The organism is Rhizobium sp. AC44/96 (assembly GCF_001692185.1).
Lineage (GTDB): Bacteria > Pseudomonadota > Alphaproteobacteria > Rhizobiales > Rhizobiaceae > Rhizobium.
Genome location: NZ_LXKO01000014.1, coordinates 300,158 through 319,620, shown reverse-complemented (window position 1 = coordinate 319,620; position 19,463 = coordinate 300,158). Strand labels below are relative to the sequence as shown.

The 19,463-nt window shown below is 60.5% G+C and carries 16 protein-coding genes; 9 read left to right on the top strand and 7 right to left on the bottom strand.

Annotated features, from left to right (window positions below):
- Positions 1–79: 79 nt before the first annotated feature.
- Positions 80–721 carry a TetR/AcrR family transcriptional regulator gene (locus A6U87_RS14120; RefSeq protein WP_065692221.1) on the bottom strand — a complete coding sequence of 214 codons (642 nt, stop codon included), beginning with the start codon at positions 719–721 and terminating at the stop codon, positions 80–82.
- A 286-nt stretch (positions 722–1,007) separates the two neighbouring features.
- On the opposite strand from A6U87_RS14120, the gene A6U87_RS14115 reads away from it, so the two are divergent.
- Positions 1,008–2,492 (top strand): MDR family MFS transporter, encoded by a 1,485-nt coding sequence (locus tag A6U87_RS14115; RefSeq protein WP_065691882.1) that lies wholly within the window; start codon positions 1,008–1,010, stop codon positions 2,490–2,492.
- Positions 2,493–2,564: 72 nt separating this feature from the next.
- On the opposite strand, the gene A6U87_RS14110 is transcribed toward A6U87_RS14115, so the two are convergent.
- The 3 genes from A6U87_RS14110 to A6U87_RS14100 all read right to left on the bottom strand — a co-directional run bounded on the left by A6U87_RS14110 (position 2,565) and on the right by A6U87_RS14100 (position 5,595).
- Positions 2,565–2,978 (bottom strand): type II toxin-antitoxin system VapC family toxin, encoded by a 414-nt coding sequence (locus A6U87_RS14110; protein WP_065691881.1) that lies wholly within the window; start codon positions 2,976–2,978, stop codon positions 2,565–2,567.
- A gap of 199 nt (positions 2,979–3,177) precedes the next feature.
- Positions 3,178–4,497: a solute carrier family 23 protein gene (locus A6U87_RS14105; protein ID WP_065692220.1), complete on the bottom strand. Its 1,320-nt coding sequence runs from the start codon at positions 4,495–4,497 to the stop codon at positions 3,178–3,180.
- A gap of 327 nt (positions 4,498–4,824) precedes the next feature.
- A complete protein-coding gene (locus A6U87_RS14100; RefSeq protein WP_083199376.1) occupies positions 4,825–5,595 on the bottom strand; it encodes a DUF6030 family protein in 771 nt (256 codons plus the stop codon).
- A 361-nt stretch (positions 5,596–5,956) separates the two neighbouring features.
- On the opposite strand from A6U87_RS14100, the gene A6U87_RS14095 reads away from it, so the two are divergent.
- The 4 genes from A6U87_RS14095 (at position 5,957) to A6U87_RS14080 (ending at position 10,197) form a co-directional block, all read left to right on the top strand.
- Complete coding sequence (locus A6U87_RS14095) at positions 5,957–6,511, top strand: 2Fe-2S iron-sulfur cluster-binding protein (RefSeq protein WP_083199375.1); 555 nt, start codon at positions 5,957–5,959, stop codon at positions 6,509–6,511.
- Positions 6,508–7,497 (top strand): xanthine dehydrogenase family protein subunit M, encoded by a 990-nt coding sequence (locus A6U87_RS14090; RefSeq protein ID WP_065691880.1) that lies wholly within the window; start codon positions 6,508–6,510, stop codon positions 7,495–7,497. The genes A6U87_RS14095 and A6U87_RS14090 overlap by 4 nt, the downstream gene beginning before the upstream one ends.
- Positions 7,494–9,779: a xanthine dehydrogenase family protein molybdopterin-binding subunit gene (locus tag A6U87_RS14085; RefSeq protein WP_065691879.1), complete on the top strand. Its 2,286-nt coding sequence runs from the start codon at positions 7,494–7,496 to the stop codon at positions 9,777–9,779. Before A6U87_RS14090 ends, A6U87_RS14085 begins: the two co-directional genes overlap by 4 nt.
- Before the next feature lie 235 nt (positions 9,780–10,014).
- Positions 10,015–10,197: a hypothetical protein gene (locus A6U87_RS14080; protein ID WP_065692218.1), complete on the top strand. Its 183-nt coding sequence runs from the start codon at positions 10,015–10,017 to the stop codon at positions 10,195–10,197.
- Between the two features lie 29 nt (positions 10,198–10,226).
- Here the strand turns inward: A6U87_RS14080 and aspT are convergent, their stop codons facing one another.
- The 3 genes from aspT to alr form a co-directional block, all read right to left on the bottom strand.
- Positions 10,227–11,906 (bottom strand): aspartate-alanine antiporter, encoded by a 1,680-nt coding sequence (gene aspT, locus A6U87_RS14075; protein WP_065691878.1) that lies wholly within the window; start codon positions 11,904–11,906, stop codon positions 10,227–10,229.
- 120 nt (positions 11,907–12,026) lie between these two features.
- The gene (locus tag A6U87_RS14070; RefSeq protein WP_065691877.1) at positions 12,027–13,286 is read right to left on the bottom strand and encodes a D-amino acid dehydrogenase; all 1,260 of its coding nucleotides are present in this window, start codon (positions 13,284–13,286) and stop codon (positions 12,027–12,029) included.
- Complete coding sequence (gene alr, locus A6U87_RS14065) at positions 13,286–14,455, bottom strand: alanine racemase (protein ID WP_065691876.1); 1,170 nt, start codon at positions 14,453–14,455, stop codon at positions 13,286–13,288. The genes A6U87_RS14070 and alr overlap by 1 nt, the downstream gene beginning before the upstream one ends.
- A 129-nt stretch (positions 14,456–14,584) precedes the next feature.
- Between alr and A6U87_RS14060 the strand changes: the two genes are divergently transcribed.
- From A6U87_RS14060 to A6U87_RS14045, 4 genes are all read left to right on the top strand, one after another.
- Complete coding sequence (locus tag A6U87_RS14060) at positions 14,585–15,052, top strand: Lrp/AsnC family transcriptional regulator (protein WP_065692217.1); 468 nt, start codon at positions 14,585–14,587, stop codon at positions 15,050–15,052.
- A 151-nt stretch (positions 15,053–15,203) separates the two neighbouring features.
- A complete protein-coding gene (msuE, locus tag A6U87_RS14055; RefSeq protein WP_065691875.1) occupies positions 15,204–15,764 on the top strand; it encodes an FMN reductase in 561 nt (186 codons plus the stop codon).
- A gap of 120 nt (positions 15,765–15,884) precedes the next feature.
- Positions 15,885–18,023 (top strand): methylmalonyl-CoA mutase, encoded by a 2,139-nt coding sequence (gene scpA, locus A6U87_RS14050; protein WP_065691874.1) that lies wholly within the window; start codon positions 15,885–15,887, stop codon positions 18,021–18,023.
- Positions 18,024–18,295: 272 nt separating this feature from the next.
- Complete coding sequence (locus A6U87_RS14045) at positions 18,296–19,453, top strand: Gfo/Idh/MocA family protein (protein ID WP_065691873.1); 1,158 nt, start codon at positions 18,296–18,298, stop codon at positions 19,451–19,453.
- Positions 19,454–19,463 lie beyond the last annotated feature (10 nt).

Below are 19,463 nucleotides of genomic sequence, written 5' to 3'. Positions count from 1 at the left end.
ACATCGCAGGCCGCAGCGCCTCGGATGAACGCCCATTCCCATCAAGCCAATCACGCGTAGTACTTATCCGTACCCAAAATCAAGATGCCGAGGCCCCTCGCAGAAAAAACCGGATACAATTCCCCAGGTGTTCTCTCCTGGCCGCCTCGTCAGCCCACCCATCTCTCGGGTATGCGCCCGCAAATATCATATCCATCAGCAATCGCGCGCCGCTTTCGGGGCTATCGATACGCAGGGTCCCCTTAGCCATCTCGCCCCGCAACCAATCGGCAAGGCAATTCCTCGCGTGGCGGCTCTCGCGGAGAGCCAGCTTCCTGACCATCTCAGGAACTTCCGGCATTTCGTTCACCACGGCAACAATCAGCGCGGCATGGCCGGCCTTGATCGCCGTACTGCTATCGATCCGGAAAATCCTCGCGATGACCTCTTCTATCGCGACGTCTTCATGCGTGGGTCGAGGGAGGTCGAGCAAGGTCTGAGCGGGCGTCATCGTTGCAGCGATGAACAACTCCTCCTTGCTCGGAAACAGACGATAGAGCGTCTGCTTCGAAATCTGACAACGCGACGCAACGATGTCGGTGGTTGTACTGGCGTAGCCCAGCTGCGCGAACGTTTCGTGCGCTGTCTCAACTATCTGCGCTCGGCGCGCCGCTTCATCCTGAGCTGGCGGACGGCCACGCGATCGTTTGATGTCGGAGGTGCCACTTTGCGGTTCACGCACATTCAAGATGCCAAACGCCCCACTGCCAGTCGCTCCCCGATGCGGCATCGAACGCAATGATAGCGCGTCGAACTGCACCTAATCTGGCAACAAGATCATAGCACCCGACGAAGGGTCAACCGTCCAAGCCTAAACAAGCGGGACGCGGAGGTACTGTCCACGGTTCTCTGATATCTCCTCAGTAGCGAGCGCGCTCTCTCAAAGGGTTGGCGTCCTCTGCTGGCAGGTGTAGGGCTTCGTCACGACTGACGCCTTGCGCGACCACCGGAAAGACAGGACTGAACAAATGAATGAGGCAACCCCTCACAACGAGACGGCCGCAAGAACATCCCCACTGTCGGAGAGAGAAAAGAACGTCATCATCGCGGGCGTCCTTCTGTCCATGCTGCTCGCCGCACTGGACCAGACGATCGTTGCCCCTGCGATGCCGACAATCGGCAAGGCGCTCGGGCATGCGGATTACCTTCCCTGGATCGTGACCGGCTATCTCCTGACAGCAACCGCGATGGCGCCGCTTTACGGAAAGATCTCGGATGTTCGCGGCCGGCGCCCGACCATCTTTGCGGCCATCATCATCTTTCTCATCGGATCCCTGATCAGCGCACTTGCGCCCAACATGCTGCTGCTGATTATCGGCCGCGCCGTACAGGGCCTCGGCGGTGGCGGCTTGTTTGCGCTTTCGCAGACGGTCATCGGCGACCTGGTGCCACCACGGGAGCGCGCACGGTACGCCGCCTGGATCTCCGGCACGTGGGCGGTGGCAAGCATCGCCGGACCGCTGTTGGGTGGTACCTTCGCCCAGCATCTTCACTGGTCGCTGATTTTCTGGATCAACATTCCGCTCGGGCTGGTCGCGCTCGCCATCATCAACAATCCGCTGAAGAAGTTGCCGATCTCTGCGCGTTCGCACCGTATCGATGCCGCCGGCGCAACACTCCTCGTTGCCGCGACGGCCGTGCTGCTGCTCGCTCTCAACTGGGGTGGCAGCCACTATTCGTGGCTGTCGTCGACGATAATCGGATTGCTGGGTGCTTCCGCGGCTCTCTGGGCGATGTTTGGTTTGCGGTTGCGGCGCGCCGTCGAGCCGCTGATCTCGCTGGACGTTCTTGCCAATCCAATCGTGCGATATGGCACCCTTTCGATGTTCACGGCGCAGGCCGCCAATGTTGGCCTGTCGGTCTACCTTCCCGTCTATATGCAATCGTTCCACGGCCTTTCCGCCGGCGCGTCAGGCGTTGCCATGCTCGGCCTGCTGCTCGGCGCCGTCGCCGGTGCGACATTTAGCGGGCGCACGATCCCACGGGTCGCGCGCTACAAGATGATCGCCATTGTCGGCGCCCTCTTCAGCTTGATCTGCCTTGCCGTGCTGGCGCTTCTGACCGGCCGATCGTCCTTGCTTGTCTTGGAGCTCCTGACCGTCGGCGCGGGGTTCGGCACTGGCATGACATTTCCGGTCGCCACGATTTCCGTCCAGAATGCGGTGGATCAGGCGCATCTCGGCGTTGCAACGGGCGTGCTGACGTTCCTCAGATCGCTGGGCGGAGCCTTGGGGGTCGCCATTCTTGGTGCCATCGCGCTCGGCAACGGGCTGCCGCTCGGCGGCGAGAGCTTGCAGAGGGGAAGTGCGTCCCTCACATCGGCAATGCCTTTCGCCTATATTTTCCTGGCCTGTAGCGCAGCCATGGCGTTATCGCTTCTTGTCCTCTGCCTCATGCCGGAAAAATCTCTGCGCGGTCACACCGAGAGCGATATTCCCACCGTGGTGGAATGACCGGGCCGGCGGTCTCGACCGTCCCGGCGTTGTCGAAGATTTGCGCTTCACGTTTGGCATCGATCGTGAGGGTCAGCTGGCGGTACCCAGCAAATCGTCCAATGAGGCGACATGAACGAAAGATCGCGCCGCTTTCGCGAGATCACTGTCGAGAGTGACCAGCGCATCTGCCTGAAGCTGGGTTACGGCGATGTATTCGGCGCGATAGGTGTCCGGCCAATCGAGCTTGCTGGCGATATTCCATGCGTGCCGTTGCAGCACGCGATCGCCAAGCAACCGGATTCGTAGCGCTCGAAGATAATCGAGCTGAAAGTCAGCCTCTTTCTTCGTCAGTTCGCCGCTGCGCACCGCGAAGTAGAGTTGCGACAACACCTGGGACCGCAGAAGTGTCGGAGCAACCATAACGTGGTTCTCAGGCACCATTGCCCCGTTCTTCGCCAGTGCCAATGCGGCATCGGCGGCTATCGCAAATCGCGTCTTCACCATGCTCTCCCTCTGCGGCAAAGGACGATCCCCTTGCTGACCCTTTGTCACCTAACGCCGAGTTAGAAGTAATCCAACCGATCGCTTGGCATCAGGCGCAGATATCGTTGTTGCGGCATGACAAGGGAGCGAGAGCAGCATGCCGGCTCTGGCTCGCACAGAGTCCGGCATTCAGTGACGCGAGAGAAGGAACACGTCGCCTTCAGATGGTCTGCCGGCGCGTCAGACCAAGCGCGTGATAAAGCGCGATCGCTCCGATCGTTGCGGTACCGATCCCGTCGAGCGTGAAGCCCGCGACATCGAGCTTGAAGTTGCCGGCGCCCAGCACCAGCGCAACACCGACGGTGATGAGATTGCGCGGCTCGGAGAAGTCCACCTTGTTTTCGACCCAGATGCGGCCCGCGGTCGCTGCAATGAGGCCGAAAACGACGATCGACAGGCCGCCGAGGACCGGTCCCGGAATGGTCTGGATGAGCGCGCCGAATTTCGGCGAGAAACCGAGAAGAATTGCGACACAAGCAGCCACCAGGAACACAAGCGTCGAAAAGATCCGCGTGACCGCCATGACGCCCATGTTTTCTGCATAGGTGGTCATGCCCGTGCCGCCGAAGAAGCCTGAAAACATCGTCGCCAGACCGTCGCCGATGAAGGCACGGCCGAGATACGGATCGAGATTGCGACCCGTCATTGCGCCGATTGCCTTGATATGTCCGAGGTTCTCCGCAACGAGGATGACGACGACGGGGGCAATCAGAGTAACAGCTGACGCCGAAAACACCGGCGAGGTGAAGTGTGGCAGGCCGAACCAGCTCGCAGTAGCGACACCCGAAAAATCAACTGGCGTGCCGAAGCCGAAGCCGTTGGCGAGTATCAGGTAAACGACATAGGCGATCGCCCCGCCGAGGAGAATCGGTAGGCGACGCGTCATTCCCGGCGCGTAAACGGCGATGAGGCCGACCGCAGCCACCGTCAGGAGCGCGACCCAACGCGACAGTTGGCTGCCGTCCGGGCTCGCCGGACCTGTGCCCGATGCGCTGGAAATCGCGATCGGCGCCAGCACAAGGCCGATCGCAGCCACGATCGCGCCAGTCAGAACCGGCGGCATCAGCCGTTCGATCCAGCGATGGCCGGCAAGCATGGTGATGATGCCGATCAGCGTATAGAGCGCGCCGGCAGCGATGATGCCACCAAGCGCCAAGGCTATGTTCGGATTGGGGACGCCTGCCGAAGCGGCAGTCGCGACCAGGACAGGGCCGATGAAGGCGAAGGACGAGCCGAGATAGCTAGGCACGCGACCGCCTACAGCGGTAAAGAAGATAAGCGTCGAAATGCCGGAAAACAGGATCGACACATTCGGGTCGAATCCCATGATCATCGGGGCAAGTACGGTCGAGCCGAACATCGCCACGACATGCTGGAAGCCAAGCACCACCGTCTGTGCGGCCGGCAACCGCTCGTCAGGAAGAATACGTCCCTCCGTCTTCAGCCGCCAACGCGGAAAATAACCACCCGTCTCACTCATCGCTTGCCCCATCCCTTGGATCACGCCCGTCCGCTCTTCGGAGTTTCCGATCGTCGGAGGCGTAGATTTCATTGTTATCGCGCCAATACTTCGTCGACGCTGCGTGTCGGCCCTTCGAACTGGCCGCTACGGCCGTCGATACTGCGAACAATTGCTGCTGTCATGGGGATGAAACGGCTTTCCACAACACTCCAAAGTCATTCGCGACCTGTTCACCTTGTCGACCGCGGTCTTTGAAACGGTTGGTTGGGCAAGCCGTTTACGGCGCTGCTATTGGAACGGAGACTGGTCAAGCGCTTAAGCCCCCTCCCCGCGCCTCGCCTTGAATCACCTGCTCGACAGCATTGGAAGCACAGGACGCGTCCTCCGGTAGTCCGGATTGGCCATCCACCTGTCCTGGGAGAAATAGGCTCGCGTGCGAATCTGCTGGCTGGAGCCCTGGGAGAGGACCAGCGTGAAATTGTAACTATTGTCCTGGCTCAGCTCTCGTGTGAATTCGAAAGATGCACCGAAGCGTTCGCAGCGGACATCCAGGAGCTTCCGGATTGGGCCTAGCGTGTCCTGAAAATCGCCCCACTTCACCTGACTGACGAGAACCTCGAAGATGCGCATGAGGGAGGGATCGAGGCTTCCTTGATCATCCGTCGTCGGCCCAACAATTCTGCCGCTGATTTCAAGCACCTCTCCCCATGCGTTGCCTCGAACGCGCAGGAAGGTCGAGCGAAGGGGGCGTATCTCGTCTCTTTCGTAAATGCGCTGAAAGTAGCATTCGTAGGTGACGCTGCGCATGGACGCGGCGCGCCATTCCGTCGCCTCAATGCCCGCGTCCCGGAACGCTGCGCACATCTGAGGTCCGGAAATGCGCCATGTGCGCGTGAACTGGCCGGTCAGTTCAGAGACCGGCGCATCGAAAAGGCGCGTTCCGGTCATCGTGGATGATGGTGCGCTGACGGGCGCGGCAATTCCGTCGTCAGCCGGTTGGGCGGACAGACTCTGATCCTGGACCGCCGGATCTACCCTGCCTGTCACGAGATCGTGCCAATAGCGCGCCCCCGACAGCATAACGACGCTCATGACGGCAACGCAGAAGAGCCCCATGAGGAGCACTCTGTGGTTCTTTATCCAGAACGGCGGGGTCGTTGTTCGACTTCCTGAAGTCTGGTTTCCCAAATCCAACACCGTCGTGAGGGTGAATGCGAGATCACTAAGATAGCAGTGGTTGAAAAGCTTTGGAAGCCATCGATCCACGCGCGGCAATGCCCCACGCTTTCAGTGCTGATTGCCCGCCAGAAAGAAGGCCGGATTGCTTCTCGGCAACCGGCGGCGACCTCCTCATCGAGGCAGCCGGGGGAGACAAATGGTGGGCTTCGGCCAGCCAATCGTTTGAATTTTTCTAGAGTGTCCCTAGGTCAGTTCAGGTGGAATGAAAACGCCTGCTTCGGCATAAGGAGGACTGCTTATGCAGTTTACGATCAACGGCGAGCCGACTGAGGTTTCCGCCGATATAAGAACCTCGCTCCTCGATCTCCTTCGCAACACTCTTGGTTTGACCGGTACGAAAAAGGGGTGCGACCAAGGCGCTTGTGGCGCATGCACTGTCCTCGTCGATGGCGAGCGGATCAATTCGTGCCTTGCGTTGGCCGTTCAGTATCAAGGGCGATCCATTACCACAGTCGAAGGGCTCGCCAGTCGCGACACCCTCCATCCGCTGCAGCAGGCCTTTGTCGATCATGATGGGCTGCAATGTGGCTACTGCACACCGGGCCAGCTCTGTTCCGCCATCGGCATGGCGGGGGAGATCAGGCGGAATTTTCCGAGCGCGGTTTCGAAGGATCTTTCAGCCGAGCACTATTTGCTCGACGGCGAGGAACTGCGGGAACGCATGAGCGGCAATCTCTGCCGATGCGGCGCCTATAACGGCATTGTCGAGGCAATCTCCGGGTCTTACTCCCGAGGAGAACTGGACGAGTCCCCCTCGCAGATTTCACCGGCTGAGCGGAGGGTACGCGCATGAACCCGTTCACATACCAGCACGCAGCCGACACATCGGCGGCCATCAAGATGGCGAGCAGTCACGCAGCAGCGAAATATCTGGGCGGCGGCACAAATCTCGTGGATTTGATGCGCGAGACGGTCGAGCGGCCTGAAGTGCTCGTCGACGTCACGGGCTTGCCTGGCGTCATCGGACAGCGCCCCAATGGCCCCCTGATGATCGGCGCGGCGGTGAAAAACACTGCGCTCGCCACCGATATGTACGTGCGGTCGGCGTTCCCCATGCTGTCTCGTGCCATTCTCACCGGCGCGAGCGCTCAAATCCGCAACATGGCGACAGTCGGCGGCAATATCCTGCAACGGACGCGCTGTCGCTATTTTTATGACACCGCGGCACGCTGCAACAAAAGAGACGTTCAATCCGGATGCGACGCGCGGGACGGTTTCAATCGCTATCACGCCATCCTCGGCGCCTCAGATAGCTGCGTCGCCACGCACCCCTCGGACATGTGCGTGGCGCTCGCCGCGCTTGACGCCATGGTCCACCTCGATGGGCCGACCGGTGCACGCGCGATACCGTTGCTTGACCTGCACCGCCTGCCAGGAGATCGCCCTGATATCGAAACGGAGCTGCGTGCGAACGAACTGATCACCGCGATCGAAATCCCGCCGCTGCCGTTCGCGCAGCGATCCACATATCGGAAGGTACGCGACCGGGCGAGCTATGCCTTTGCGCTCATTTCAGTCGCCGCCGCGCTCGATGTCGATGAGAAGGGAACCGTGCGCGACGTGCGCCTGGCGCTCGGCGGGGTCGCACATAAGCCCTGGCGGGCGTTCAATGCCGAGGCGGCCCTCAAGGGAAGGGTTGCCAACGAGGAGAATTTTCGTGCCGCGGCGGAGACGGAGCTCGCAGGCGCGGTCGCGCTGCGCGATAACCAATTCAAGATCGAACTGGCAAAACGCACCATCGTTGCGGTCCTTGGCGAACTGAAGGGACGAGAAGGATGAGCGGGCAAACAGACCTCCAGAATCCCAAGCCGGGCCGCTGGCAGCCAGCGGTCACCTCGGACCCGCTGCTGGGCAAGCACGGTACCCTCGGGCAGCCCATCTCGCGCATCGACGGTCCGTTGAAGGTGCAGGGCAAGGCACGTTTCGCAGCCGAGGTGCCGTACGAAAATCTGTGCTATGCGGCCCTTGCTTACAGCACCATTCCACGCGGACGCCTGACCCGGCTCGAGACAGCTGCGGCGGAAAAGGCGCCCGGCGTCGTGCTCGTCATGACCTATCGCAATGCGCCGCGCATGAAGGCACCATCTCTGATGATGTCTTCGCCGACGGCGGCTGGCGCAAGTGACCTGCCCGTCCTGCAAAACGACGAGATCCACTGGAACGGTCAACCGATTGCAGTCGTGCTCGGCGAAACGCAGGAGGAAGCAGACTACGCGGCCTCCCTTATCGCTGCCGAATATGAGCTTCTGCCGGCCGTCACGTCGTTCGCCGAAGCCAAGAAGAAGCCGCGGCAGCTCGACACCCTGCTGGGCGAGCTGCCGATCCTGGAAATCGGCGATGCCGAGGCGGCGCTCAGACAGGCGCCGGTTCAGGTCGACCATATTTACCGGACGCCGAGGCATAATCACAATGCGATCGAGCTGCACGCGGCCACCGTCGCCTGGACTGGCGACGAGCTGAGGGTTCACGATGCGAGCCAGCTGCTCGACCTCACGACCGGCCAGTTGGCCGATATTTTCGGCATCGACCCCGGCAAGGTTCACGTCACTTCGCCCTTCGTGGGCGGTGGTTTCGGCGGCAAGTGTCTCTGGGATCATCAGATTCTGGCATGTGCGGCCGCCAAGCTTGCCAAACGGCCGGTTCGCATCATGCTGTCGCGGGAGGGTGTCTTCCGCATTGTCGGCGGTCGGACTGTAACCGAACAGCGGGTTGCGCTCGGGGCAAATGCGGACGGCTCGCTCGAGGCGCTGATCCATACCGGCATTGTCGCGATGACGCGCCACAACTCCTGTCCCGAACAGTTCACCTTCCCTGCGCGCCATCTCTACGCGGCCAAGACATTTCGGCTGGCCCAGGAGGTCGCTGACATGGACATGCTCGCGAATACCTTCATGCGCGCGCCAGGCGAATCCGTCGGCACGTTCGCGCTCGAATGCGCCCTTGACGAGTTGGCGGAAAAGCTCGGTCTCGATCCGATCGAATTACGCCGTCGTATCGAACCCCGGCAGGACCCGACAAGCGGCAAACCCTTCTCCTCTCGCCATCTCGTTGCCGCTTACGAAAATGGCGCCAAGGAATTCGGCTGGCATCGGCGTAGCGAAACGCCCGGCCAACAGCGCGACGGTGAATGGCTGATTGGCATGGGCTGCGCGACGGCAACCTACCCCTATTACCGTTTCCCGGGCGGTGCCGTGCGCATTCGGCTGACGATCGACGGCCGCGCCACTGTATCGACGGCAGTGCACGACATGGGAATGGGGACCGCGACAGCACAGGCCCAGCATATCGCTGTCCGCCTCGGGATCCCGCTCGAACATGTGACGTTCGAGCATGGTGACAGCAGGTTGCCGCGTGGGGTGATCGCCGGTGGCTCGACGCAGACTGCTTCCATCGGCGGTGCAATCATCGCCGCCACCGAGGTGTTGACCGAAGAGTTGATCAAGCTTGCCGGGAATGATTCACCACTTGCCGGGCTGACGTTGGGCGATGTCGAGATCGGCAATGGCGGCATCGTCCACAAGGACGACGCGTCGCGCTTCGAGAGCTATGAATCGATCCTTCGACGCTCGGGCAGACATGACATCGTCTGCGAGGCGCAGGCGTCGCAGCCGAGCGAAGTGGAGGCGTTTTCGATGCATTCCTACGGCGCGCAATTTTGCGAGGTGAAAGTGAGCGAAGTCACCGGCGAGACCCGCGTGTCGCGCTTCCTCGGCTCATTCGACGCAGGCCAGATCCTCAATGCCAAGACCGCAACGAGCCAGTTCAAGGGCGGTATCATCATGGGGCTGGGGATGGCGTTGACCGAGGAAACCAATTTCGACGAACGTTCGGGGCGCGTCATCAACGCGTCGCTGGCCGAATATCATGTGCCCGTTCAGATGGACGTGCCTGACATCAGGATCCTCTATACAAATTGCCCCGATCCTCAAGCCCCCATGGGCGCGCGTGGCATCGGCGAAATCGGCATCACAGGCGTCGCCGCGGCCGTCGCAAACGCCGTCTACAACGCGACCGGCAAGCGCATCCGGGACCTGCCAATCACGCTGGACAAGCTGATGTGATCGCCGCAACGAGCAAGTTCAGATGCTCGATATTGGCGTCCTGATCTGGCCGAGTGACATCCGTGACTGCGTCGAGGATCTGGCGGTGTTTTCACGCGCTTTAGGCTACCCGAGAGTAAGCCAACATTTGGCGCGCGGATACCGATCCGCTTGCCCGCGCAGCACCATTCGAACAATCAATTTTTATGCTAGATTGGCCTCTCCGGCGATGGACCCAGCCGGGAACGAGGCGACGATGACCGAAGGACAGAGACCACCCCCGACCCGGGCTGCCCTCAAACGGCGGCACAAGATCAATCCGAAGCGGGATGTCAGGCCGCAGGTTCTGACGAGAGCCAATCGTTTCGTCGGTTGGGGGGCGTCATTGGTCGTTATCGCCTTTCTCGCGATCATCGCGATCAACGCGCTGTTGGCCTAGGGCGTGCACACGATGCCAGGGTGGCGAAGCTAGCTTGCCGATCGTGCAAGGCTTTCGGCGAGCGCGATGACCACGGGCCCGACCAGCGGTAGCAGGACGTTGGAAATCGCATAAGTGACCGTATAGCCGATTACAGGAGTGGCATTGCCGGCCTGCGAGACCAGAGCGCTGATGGTTGGCGTGCTGCAGTGTTGGCCGGCGATGACGCCGAGCAGGATCGGCATCTCGATTTTCATCAGCTTCCAGCCAACGAACAAGGAGACGAGAGCCGGCGTCAATGACATCGCCGCGCCAAGAACGGGCAGGATCAGGCCATATTCGGCAATCAGCGCGATGGCGCCAGGCCCCGCGGCCAAGCCGATCGCCGCGATGAATGTTGCCAGCCCGAACTCCTTGGCAAACTCGGCCGCAGGTGGTGGAAGATAGGCCCTGTTGGGGTAGCGCATGTTCAGCCAGCCGAAAAACAGGCCGGAGATCAGGGCTCCGCCGCCGGCGCCGAGCGTCAGTTCCAGCGCGCCGGTCTTAAACGCCAGCCTTCCAACCAGCAAGCCGACGACGATGCCAAGTCCCATGAACATGAGGTCGGTCGCCGTCGTGGAGGGTAACGCCTTGCCGAGCCGCGTGGCAGCACCGTTGAGAAGCGCTTCCGAACCTTGAAGGGTGATGACGTCTCCCTCCTGCAGGCGCGTTTTCGGCAGGACCGGCACATGGTGGCCGAGCCTGCGGATGCGGGTGATGAAGATGCCACGTTGTGCTTCGATATTGCCAATTCCGCGCAGCTCTTCGATCCTTCGTCCGAAGAGATCCCGACGCAAAAGCACCACGTCCTTCGTGGCGATGGGCGGTCCTGCACCGGCTGGGACCGGAACCTCTTCGCCGAGCATGTCCTTGGCCGCAATGACCGCGTCGCGCCGGCCGAGCACGAAAGCAATGTCGCTGGCTGCGAGCGTGAAATCCGATGTTGCCTCGAGGAGTTCGTCGCCGCGCTTCACCCGCTCGATCACGACACTGTAGCCATGGCGCCGCTCGAAGCTTCCAACCGATTGACCAGCCAGCGGCGTTGCAAGGAAGGCGCGTCCGACGAGAATGGGAAGCCCGCTTTCGAGGCCTTCCTCCTCCTCCGACCCAAGAGAGGCCGCAAGCGCCTGCGCTTCCGTCCTCAGGTTCTTGCGAAGAATGAGGGGGGCGATCTGCGTCGTGAATAGGACGATGGCGACGAGGCCAAAAAGATAGGTGATGCTGTAGGCAGTTGCCATGTTGGATTCGAGATCCAGGATGCCGTCGGGCGACATATCGAGCCGGGAAATCGCATCGCCAGCCGTCCCCAATACTGCCGATTCAGTTGCGGAGCCTGCAAAAAGACCTGCCGCCGTGCCTGGATCGAAGCCAAACACGTAAACGCAGATCGCAACGAGCGACAATGCCGTCACGACTTCGATGACGGAGAAGATGCCGAAGCGCCATCCGCCGCGGATATTCGCGAAGAACTGCGGCCCTGCCGAGAAGCCAAGGGCGAAAATGAAAAGCGCGAATGCCGTATTCTTCAGGTCGGCGCTGACCGTCACGCCAAGCTGGCCGATCAGCAGGGAAACGAACAAGGTGCCGCAGACACCGCCCAGCCGTATCGGTCCGATTTTGGCCAGGCCGATGAAATAACCCAGCGAGAGCGACAGAAAAACTGCAATCACTGGGTCAGTCAAGAATGTCATGGCACATCCGACATAGCGAGGGCGATCGCGAAATACTCTGTTCTTTCAATCCGCCCTAAACAAGTGCCTGTGCGTGCAAAAGATTCAAGATCGCCTTTCGAACAATCCTGCGTTGCTCTTTCAGGATTGCGCGTAGCGGCTGAGAGCAAGGTCCGTGACCTCGATCTGCGGTGCAACACCGCTGATGAGATCCGAAAGAACGCTCGCCGACCCGCAGGCCATGGTCCAGCCAAGGGTGCCGTGACCCGAGTTGAGATAGAGGTTGCTGAAGCGGGTTGCGCCGATCACCGGTGTGCCGTCCGGCGTCATCGGTCTCAGGCCGGACCAGAAGGTCGCCCTTTTCTGATCCCCGGCACCGCCGAACAGATCCTCGACCGAATGCTCCAGCGTGGCACGACGAGCGGGCGGCAGGTCGCGGCTGAAGCCGGCGATTTCCGCCATGCCGCCGACGCGGATACGGTCGCCGAGGCGCGTGATCGCGATCTTGTAGGTCTCATCCATGATCGTGGAGACGGGCGCGCGGGTTTCGTCGACGATCGGTACCGTGATCGAGTAGCCTTTTACGGGGTAAACAGGAAGCCGCAGACCGAGCGGCTGCAGCAGTGCCGGCGTATAGCTACCAAGGGCTGCAACGAAAGCGTCGCCGGAGACGTCGCCCTCCGCTGTCTCGACGGCAACCACGCGGCCGCCGCTCGTCTTCAGCCCGCAAATATCGACACCGAACCGGAACGTGACGCCGAGCGCTTCCGCCTTCGCCTGCAATTCATTCGTGAATTTGAAGCAATCGCCGGTTTCGTCATTCGGCAACCGAAGACCGCCCACGATCTTGTCCCGGACCGGCGCCAGGCCGGGTTCGACGGCAACGCAACCCGCCGGATCGAGAACCTCGAACGGCACGCCGTCCGCCTTGAGAACTTCGATGTCCTTGCCAACGCCGTCGACCTGCTTCTGTGTCCGAAACAGCTGCAGCGTACCCTGTGTCCGGTGATCATAGGCGATGCCGGTCTCCTCGCGCAGCGCGATCAGGCAATCGCGGCTGTACTCGGCAAGCCGCACCATCCGGCTCTTGTTGACGGCGTAGCGGGCAGCCGTGCAATTGGCGAGCATCGCCATCATCCAACGCCAGGTGGCTGCGTCCGCCATCGGCCGGATGATCAGCGGGGCGTGCTTCATGAACAGCCATTTGACCGCCTTCTGCGGAATGCCGGGTGCGGCCCAGGGCGACGCGTAGCCCGGCGAAATCTCGCCCGCATTGGCGAAGCTGGTTTCGAGAGCGGGGCCGGTCTGCCGGTCGAGGACGGTTACCTCGTGTCCAGCCTTGGCGAGATAATAGGCCGATGTGACGCCGATGACGCCGGCGCCGAGAATGGTGATTTTCATTATGCTCTCTGCTGTATGGATTGCGGCTGAGTGAGGCCCCGGTATTCGCGCTGGTAGCGCTGGCCGAGGCTTGTCAGGATTTCGTATGAAATGGTTCCGGCGGCGTCTGCGACATCTTCAAGCGTCTGATGCTCGCCGATGATCTCGACAAAGCTGCCGAGCGTCAACGTACCGGGCGGCAGAGCCGTTACGTTGATGGTCATGCTGTCCATCGAAACGCGTCCGACGATAGGAAGACGCGTCGCGCCGTAAAAGGCCGCGCCGCGGTCGCTGAGGCTGCGTGGCAGACCGTCCGCGTAGCCGGCGGCGATCGTTGCAAGGTGCATTTTGGTTTCCGCGACATGGACGCCGCCGTAGCCTATGCGGGTCCCAGCCGGCACGGACCGCGTCTGGATGACGCTGACGTCGAGCCTCACGACCGCACGCATCGGATTGGCTTCGCCGCTCGTCGGCGCCCCGCCATAAAGAGCAATGCCTGGACGTGCCAAACCGGCATGGTAATCCGCACCGAGGAAAATGCCGCCGGAATTGGCAAAGCATATAGCGGTGCCAGGAAATTGCGCCGCCACGGTCTGCATGGCAGCCAGTTGCTCGCCATTCTGCTCGCTGTCAGCCTCATCAGCCGAAGCGAGGTGGCTCATGATGAACAGGACGTCGACATCGCTTAGTCGGTTCGGTTCGCGCGCAAGCAGCGCACTGTCGTCGGCCGACATTCCAAGCCGCGACATGCCGGTGTCGAACTGAAGGATGACCGGCAGCTTCTTGCCGCGATTGCGCGCGACAGATGCCCAGCGCTCCAGCTGCTCGGGAGAGTTCGCGACCGGAATGACATTGGCATCGGCACACGCGTTCTCGCTGCCCGGCTGGAGGCCGTTCAGCACGAATATCCTGGCGTCACCTGCAAGACGCGGCCTTATCTTCAGCGCCTCGCCGAAGTGAGCAACGAAGAAGTTGCGGCAACCTGCAGAGTAAAGAACCGGGACGACGCGGTCAGCGCCAAGCCCGTAGGCATCCGCCTTGACGACGGCTCCGGCTTTCACCGGTGCCAGCTGCTCTGAAAGTTGCAGGTAATTCCGCCGGATGGCGGCCAGATCGATGATCAAACGGCCGGACGCTCCCCGGAGATCCGATTGATCCCTGTTCGACGAACTCCAAACCCCACCGTCCATTGCCAATGCTCCCACGATTTCTACCGCAAAGGTATTGAAACAATCGGAGAATTTCTCACGGATTTGTGCTTGAAAATTCTAATCCAAGATGATTATCAGAATTATCATCTGAAGAATGAAAGAAAATTCATGGCCGCCTTGGACGCAATCGACCGCAATATCATCCGGCTGTTGCGACTCAATGCGCGCATGACCAACGCCAAGCTCGCGGCGGAGGTGGGACTGTCGCCTTCCGCCTGTCTGCGGCGGATTCACATTCTCGAAAACGATGGCGTCATTCGCGGTTATACCGCTCTCGTCGACAGCGCTGCGGGTGAAAATTCGATTGCCGTTATCATCAATATCACGCTGGAACGGCAGACCGAGGATTACCTCAACCGGTTTGAGGCATCGGTCAGGCGTCACCCGGAGATCCAGGAATGCTTTCTGATGACGGGTGGCTCGGACTATCTGCTTCGCGTGGAGGTGGCGACCGCCGGTGAATTCGAGCGGATCCACAAGGAGATACTGTCCACCCTCCCCGGAGTGTTGCGGATCCATTCGAGCTTTTCGATCAAGAACGTGTTGGCAGCGCGCTCCAAGGGGCGCAAGGGCTAGGCGATTGGGGCAATTGTTCGGTCGCGATTTGCGCGCCGTATGAGCACCGATTTTTCAGCACTCGCCAAAATCGGCAAGGATATACCTTTAGTCTATAAAAAATATGGACAATATTGCCGAAATATTGGCGGTATGTACGAAAGGAAATCGAATGCCTGGTCCCAAACTCGTTGGTCTCGCGGGAAGCTTCAACCGTCCTTCGAAGACTTATGCGCTGGTAAGCCACGTCGCGGACCTGGCGAGCGGCCAATATGGCTTTGCACAGACGATATACGATCTGACGGATGTCGGCCCTTCACTCGGACAGGCCCAGTGGCGCAAGGATCTCGATGACACAGCCAAGCGCGTGATCGACGACATCATCAGCGCCGATGCGCTGATTATCGGATCGCCGACCTACAAGGGGTCCTATCCCGGCCTCTTCAAGCATCTGATCGACCTGATCGATCCGCATGAGCTGCGTGCCAAGCCGATCATTATCACTGCGACCGGTGGCGGCGATCGCCATGCCCTGATGGTGGAACACCAGCTGCGGCCGCTGTTCGGCTTCTTCATGGCCCATACGCTGCCGACCGCCGTTTACGCGTCGGATCGCGATTTTACCGACTATAAGGTGGCTTCCGAACCGTTGGCCGGCCGCATTGGCGAGGTCGTGGGCGAGCTGTCCGCATTCTTTCCCAGCAAGAACCGGGTTCTCGCCGCGGCTGAGTGACGCGCTGACGCCGGATTATTGCCGCCAAGAATTTCCTCAATAAATAGTCCTAAGGCTCTATCGCGCCACACGCCGTTAAGGTGATAGCGTGTGGCAAAAGTAGAATGCCGGAGGATTGGTATGACGAAGAAGACGCTTGGCGATTGGCAGGATCTTGCCGAGAGGGAGCTTCGTGCTTCGCCTGAAACGCTCGTCTGGCATACGCCAGAAGGTATCGACGTCAAGCCGCTCTACACCGAGCAGGATATCGAGGGGGCCGACCATCTCGGATCCCTCCCCGGGCTTGCCCCGTTCACCCGCGGGCCGCGCGCGACGATGTATGCCGGTCGACCGTGGACCATCCGGCAATATGCCGGTTTTTCGACAGCCGAAGCATCCAACGCATTCTATCGCAAGGCACTCGCAGCCGGTCAGCAGGGTGTTTCCGTTGCCTTCGATCTGGCCACCCATCGCGGCTATGACAGCGACCATCCCCGCGTGGAAGGCGATGTCGGCAAGGCGGGCGTGGCGATCGACAGTGTCGAGGACATGAAGATCCTGTTCGACGGCATTCCGCTCGACAAGATTTCGGTCTCCATGACCATGAACGGCGCGGTCATTCCGATTCTCGCGAACTTCATCGTGGCAGGAGAAGAACAGGGCGTATCGAGAGCGGCACTGTCGGGAACGATCCAGAACGACATCCTCAAGGAGTTCATGGTCCGTAACACCTATATCTACCCGCCCGAACCATCGATGCGGATCGTTGCCGACATCATCGAGTACACCGCAAAGGAAATGCCGAAGTTCAACTCGATCTCGATCTCCGGCTATCACATGCAGGAAGCCGGCGCGACGCTGGTACAGGAGCTTGCCTTCACGCTTGCCGACGGACGCGAATATGTGCGCGCCGCTATTGCCAAGGGCTTGAACGTCGACGATTTCGCGGGGCGCCTCTCCTTCTTCTTTGCCATTGGCATGAATTTCTTCATGGAGGCCGCGAAGCTGCGTGCGGCGCGGTTGCTGTGGACGCGCATCATGCAGGAGTTCCAGCCGAAGAAGGCATCGTCGCTGATGTTGCGGACGCATTGCCAGACATCTGGCGTGTCCCTGCAGGAACAGGATCCCTACAACAACATCATCCGCACCGCATTCGAGGCCCTGTCGGCGGCTCTTGGTGGAACTCAATCGCTGCACACGAACTCGTTCGACGAGGCTATCGCGCTGCCGACTGAGTTCTCGGCTCGCATTGCCCGCAATACGCAGCTCATTCTGCAGCATGAGACAGGCGTTACGAAGGTGGTGGATCCGCTGGCCGGGTCTTACTATGTCGAAAGCCTCACCGATGAACTCGCGAACAAGGCCTGGGCTCTGATCGAGGAGGTCGAGGCGCTGGGCGGCATGACGAAGGCGGTGAACGAAGGGCTGCCGAAACGGCTGATCGAGGAGGCCGCGACACGGCGCCAAGCCGCTGTCGACAAAGGCGACGAAGTCATCGTCGGCGTCAACAAGTACAGGCTGGAAGACGAGAAACCGATCGACATTCTTGAGATCGACAACAGCGCCGTGCGTGCTGCCCAGATCAAGCGGCTCGAGGATACCCGGCGCCGTCGCGACGGCGCCCGGGTGCGCGAAACCCTCGACAGGCTTTTCGACGTGGCGCGGACCGGCAAGGGTAACCTGCTAGAGGCTGCGGTCGATGCGGCCCGTGCGCGGGCGACGGTCGGTGAGATTTCCGATGCCATGCGCCGGGCATTCGGCGATCATGCCGCAACGCCCGAGGTCATCAAGGATGTCTACGGCGACGCCTATCGCGACGAACCGGAGCTGGCGACCCTGAAGGGGCGGATGGCCACCGTCAGCAAGAGCCTAGGCCACAAGCCTAAGATCATGGTCGCCAAGCTCGGCCAGGACGGCCATGACCGTGGCGCCAAGGTCATTGCCTCTGCGTTCGGCGACATCGGCTTTGACGTGCTCGCGGGCCCGCTCTTCCAGACCCCGCAGGAGGCGGCCGATCTTGCTGTGGCTAGCAAGGTGCATGTCGTGGGCATGTCGTCGCTGGCGGCGGGCCATAAAACCCTCGCACCGCAATTGATCGCGGCGCTCAAGGCACAGGGTGCGGATGATATTATCGTGGTCGTCGGCGGGGTCATCCCGCGCCAGGACTATCAGTTCCTTACAGACCACGGCGTCGCTGCCGTTTTCGGGCCGGGAACCAACGTACTCGAAGCGGCCAACTCGGTGCTTGATCTGCTTGAGGGCAAAAGGCGAAACCAGTAGGATTTGACGGCTTCTCCCGCATTTTTCAGGGGAAATCAGGAGGTAATGATCGGCTTTTCACAGCTGTCATGCGGGCTTTCCTTGAAGCGTGCGGGCGGTTGCGGATGCCGGATCGGCCAGCTGTTTCTCCGTGAAAATCGAAAACCCGTCAAAACAAGTGGCTATGAAAATTAATTTCATACACCCAACTTTTTGCGGGATTTCTGTTGACGAGATCGAATTTTTGTCCCAACTTGACGAAAATAAATTACGTAAATGGGAACGAGAACGGCATGAAAGTGGGAATTATCGGGCTAGGTTTCCGGCTCGGCTACCTGGGCTACGTCTTTAAGTCTGTGGATGAGAGCTTCGAGATCGTCGGTTACGTCGATCCCGATCCGGCAGGTCTTCCTGGCCTCGTTGAAAACGGCGTTTCCGCTGGTAAAGCCTATGCCTCGCCTCAAGAGCTGATCGCCAGCGAAAAGCTCGATCTGCTGATGATCGGTTCGCCGAACCACATGCATCTCGACCACATCAGGCTCGGCCTCGAAGCCGGCCTGAAAGTCTTCTGCGAAAAGCCGATCGTGACCACGATTGCCGAGAGCATCGAGCTGGCGCGGCTGATGGCCAAGTTCGGCCATGAGCGCCTGATGGTCGGTCTCGTGCTGCGCTATTCGCCGCTCTACAAGGACTTGCGCGCCATTCAGGCGTCCGGCAGCCTTGGCCAGATCGTCTCGATTGAAGCCGCAGAGCATATCGAGCCCTATCACGGCGCGTTCTTCATGCGCGACTGGCGCCGTTACGAGCGTTATTCCGGCAGCTTTATGCTGGAAAAGTGCTGCCACGACCTCGACCTCTACAATGGTGTCGTCGGCGCTCGCCCCGAACGCGTTGCAAGCTTCGGCGGTCGCAAGAGCTTCACCCCGGAAAATGACCCAGCCCGCGAAGGCATCAACGACCTCGAGCTGTTCCATCGCAAGCCGAGCGGCTGGATGGGCTCCGACAAGGTGTTCGATAGCGACGCCGATATCATCGATTATCAGGTCGCGATCGTCGAATACGCCAACGGCGTGGGCATGAACTTTCACACCAATCTGAACGTTCCTGACCAGTTCCGCCGCTTTGCCATCATGGGCTCGCGCGGCATGGCGGAAGGCGATTTCGTCCGCGGCTATCTTGACGTGCACGAGCAGCTGACTGGCAAGAAGGTCATCGAGAACAAGTATTACGCCACCGAGCTTTCCCAGCATTACGGCGCCGACGAACAGATGGCGGCCGACCTTCTGGACAGCGTTCGCACCGGCACCGAGCTCCCTGTTTCGACGCTCAACGCGCTCGAGGCCGGCATTCTTGCCTTGTCCATGGACGAGGCGCGGATCAAGAGAACGATTGTCGATCTGCGCCCGGTGTGGGACAGATTTGACGAGGCGCTTCACGCAAGAGCGGCTTGAGGAGGGCGGG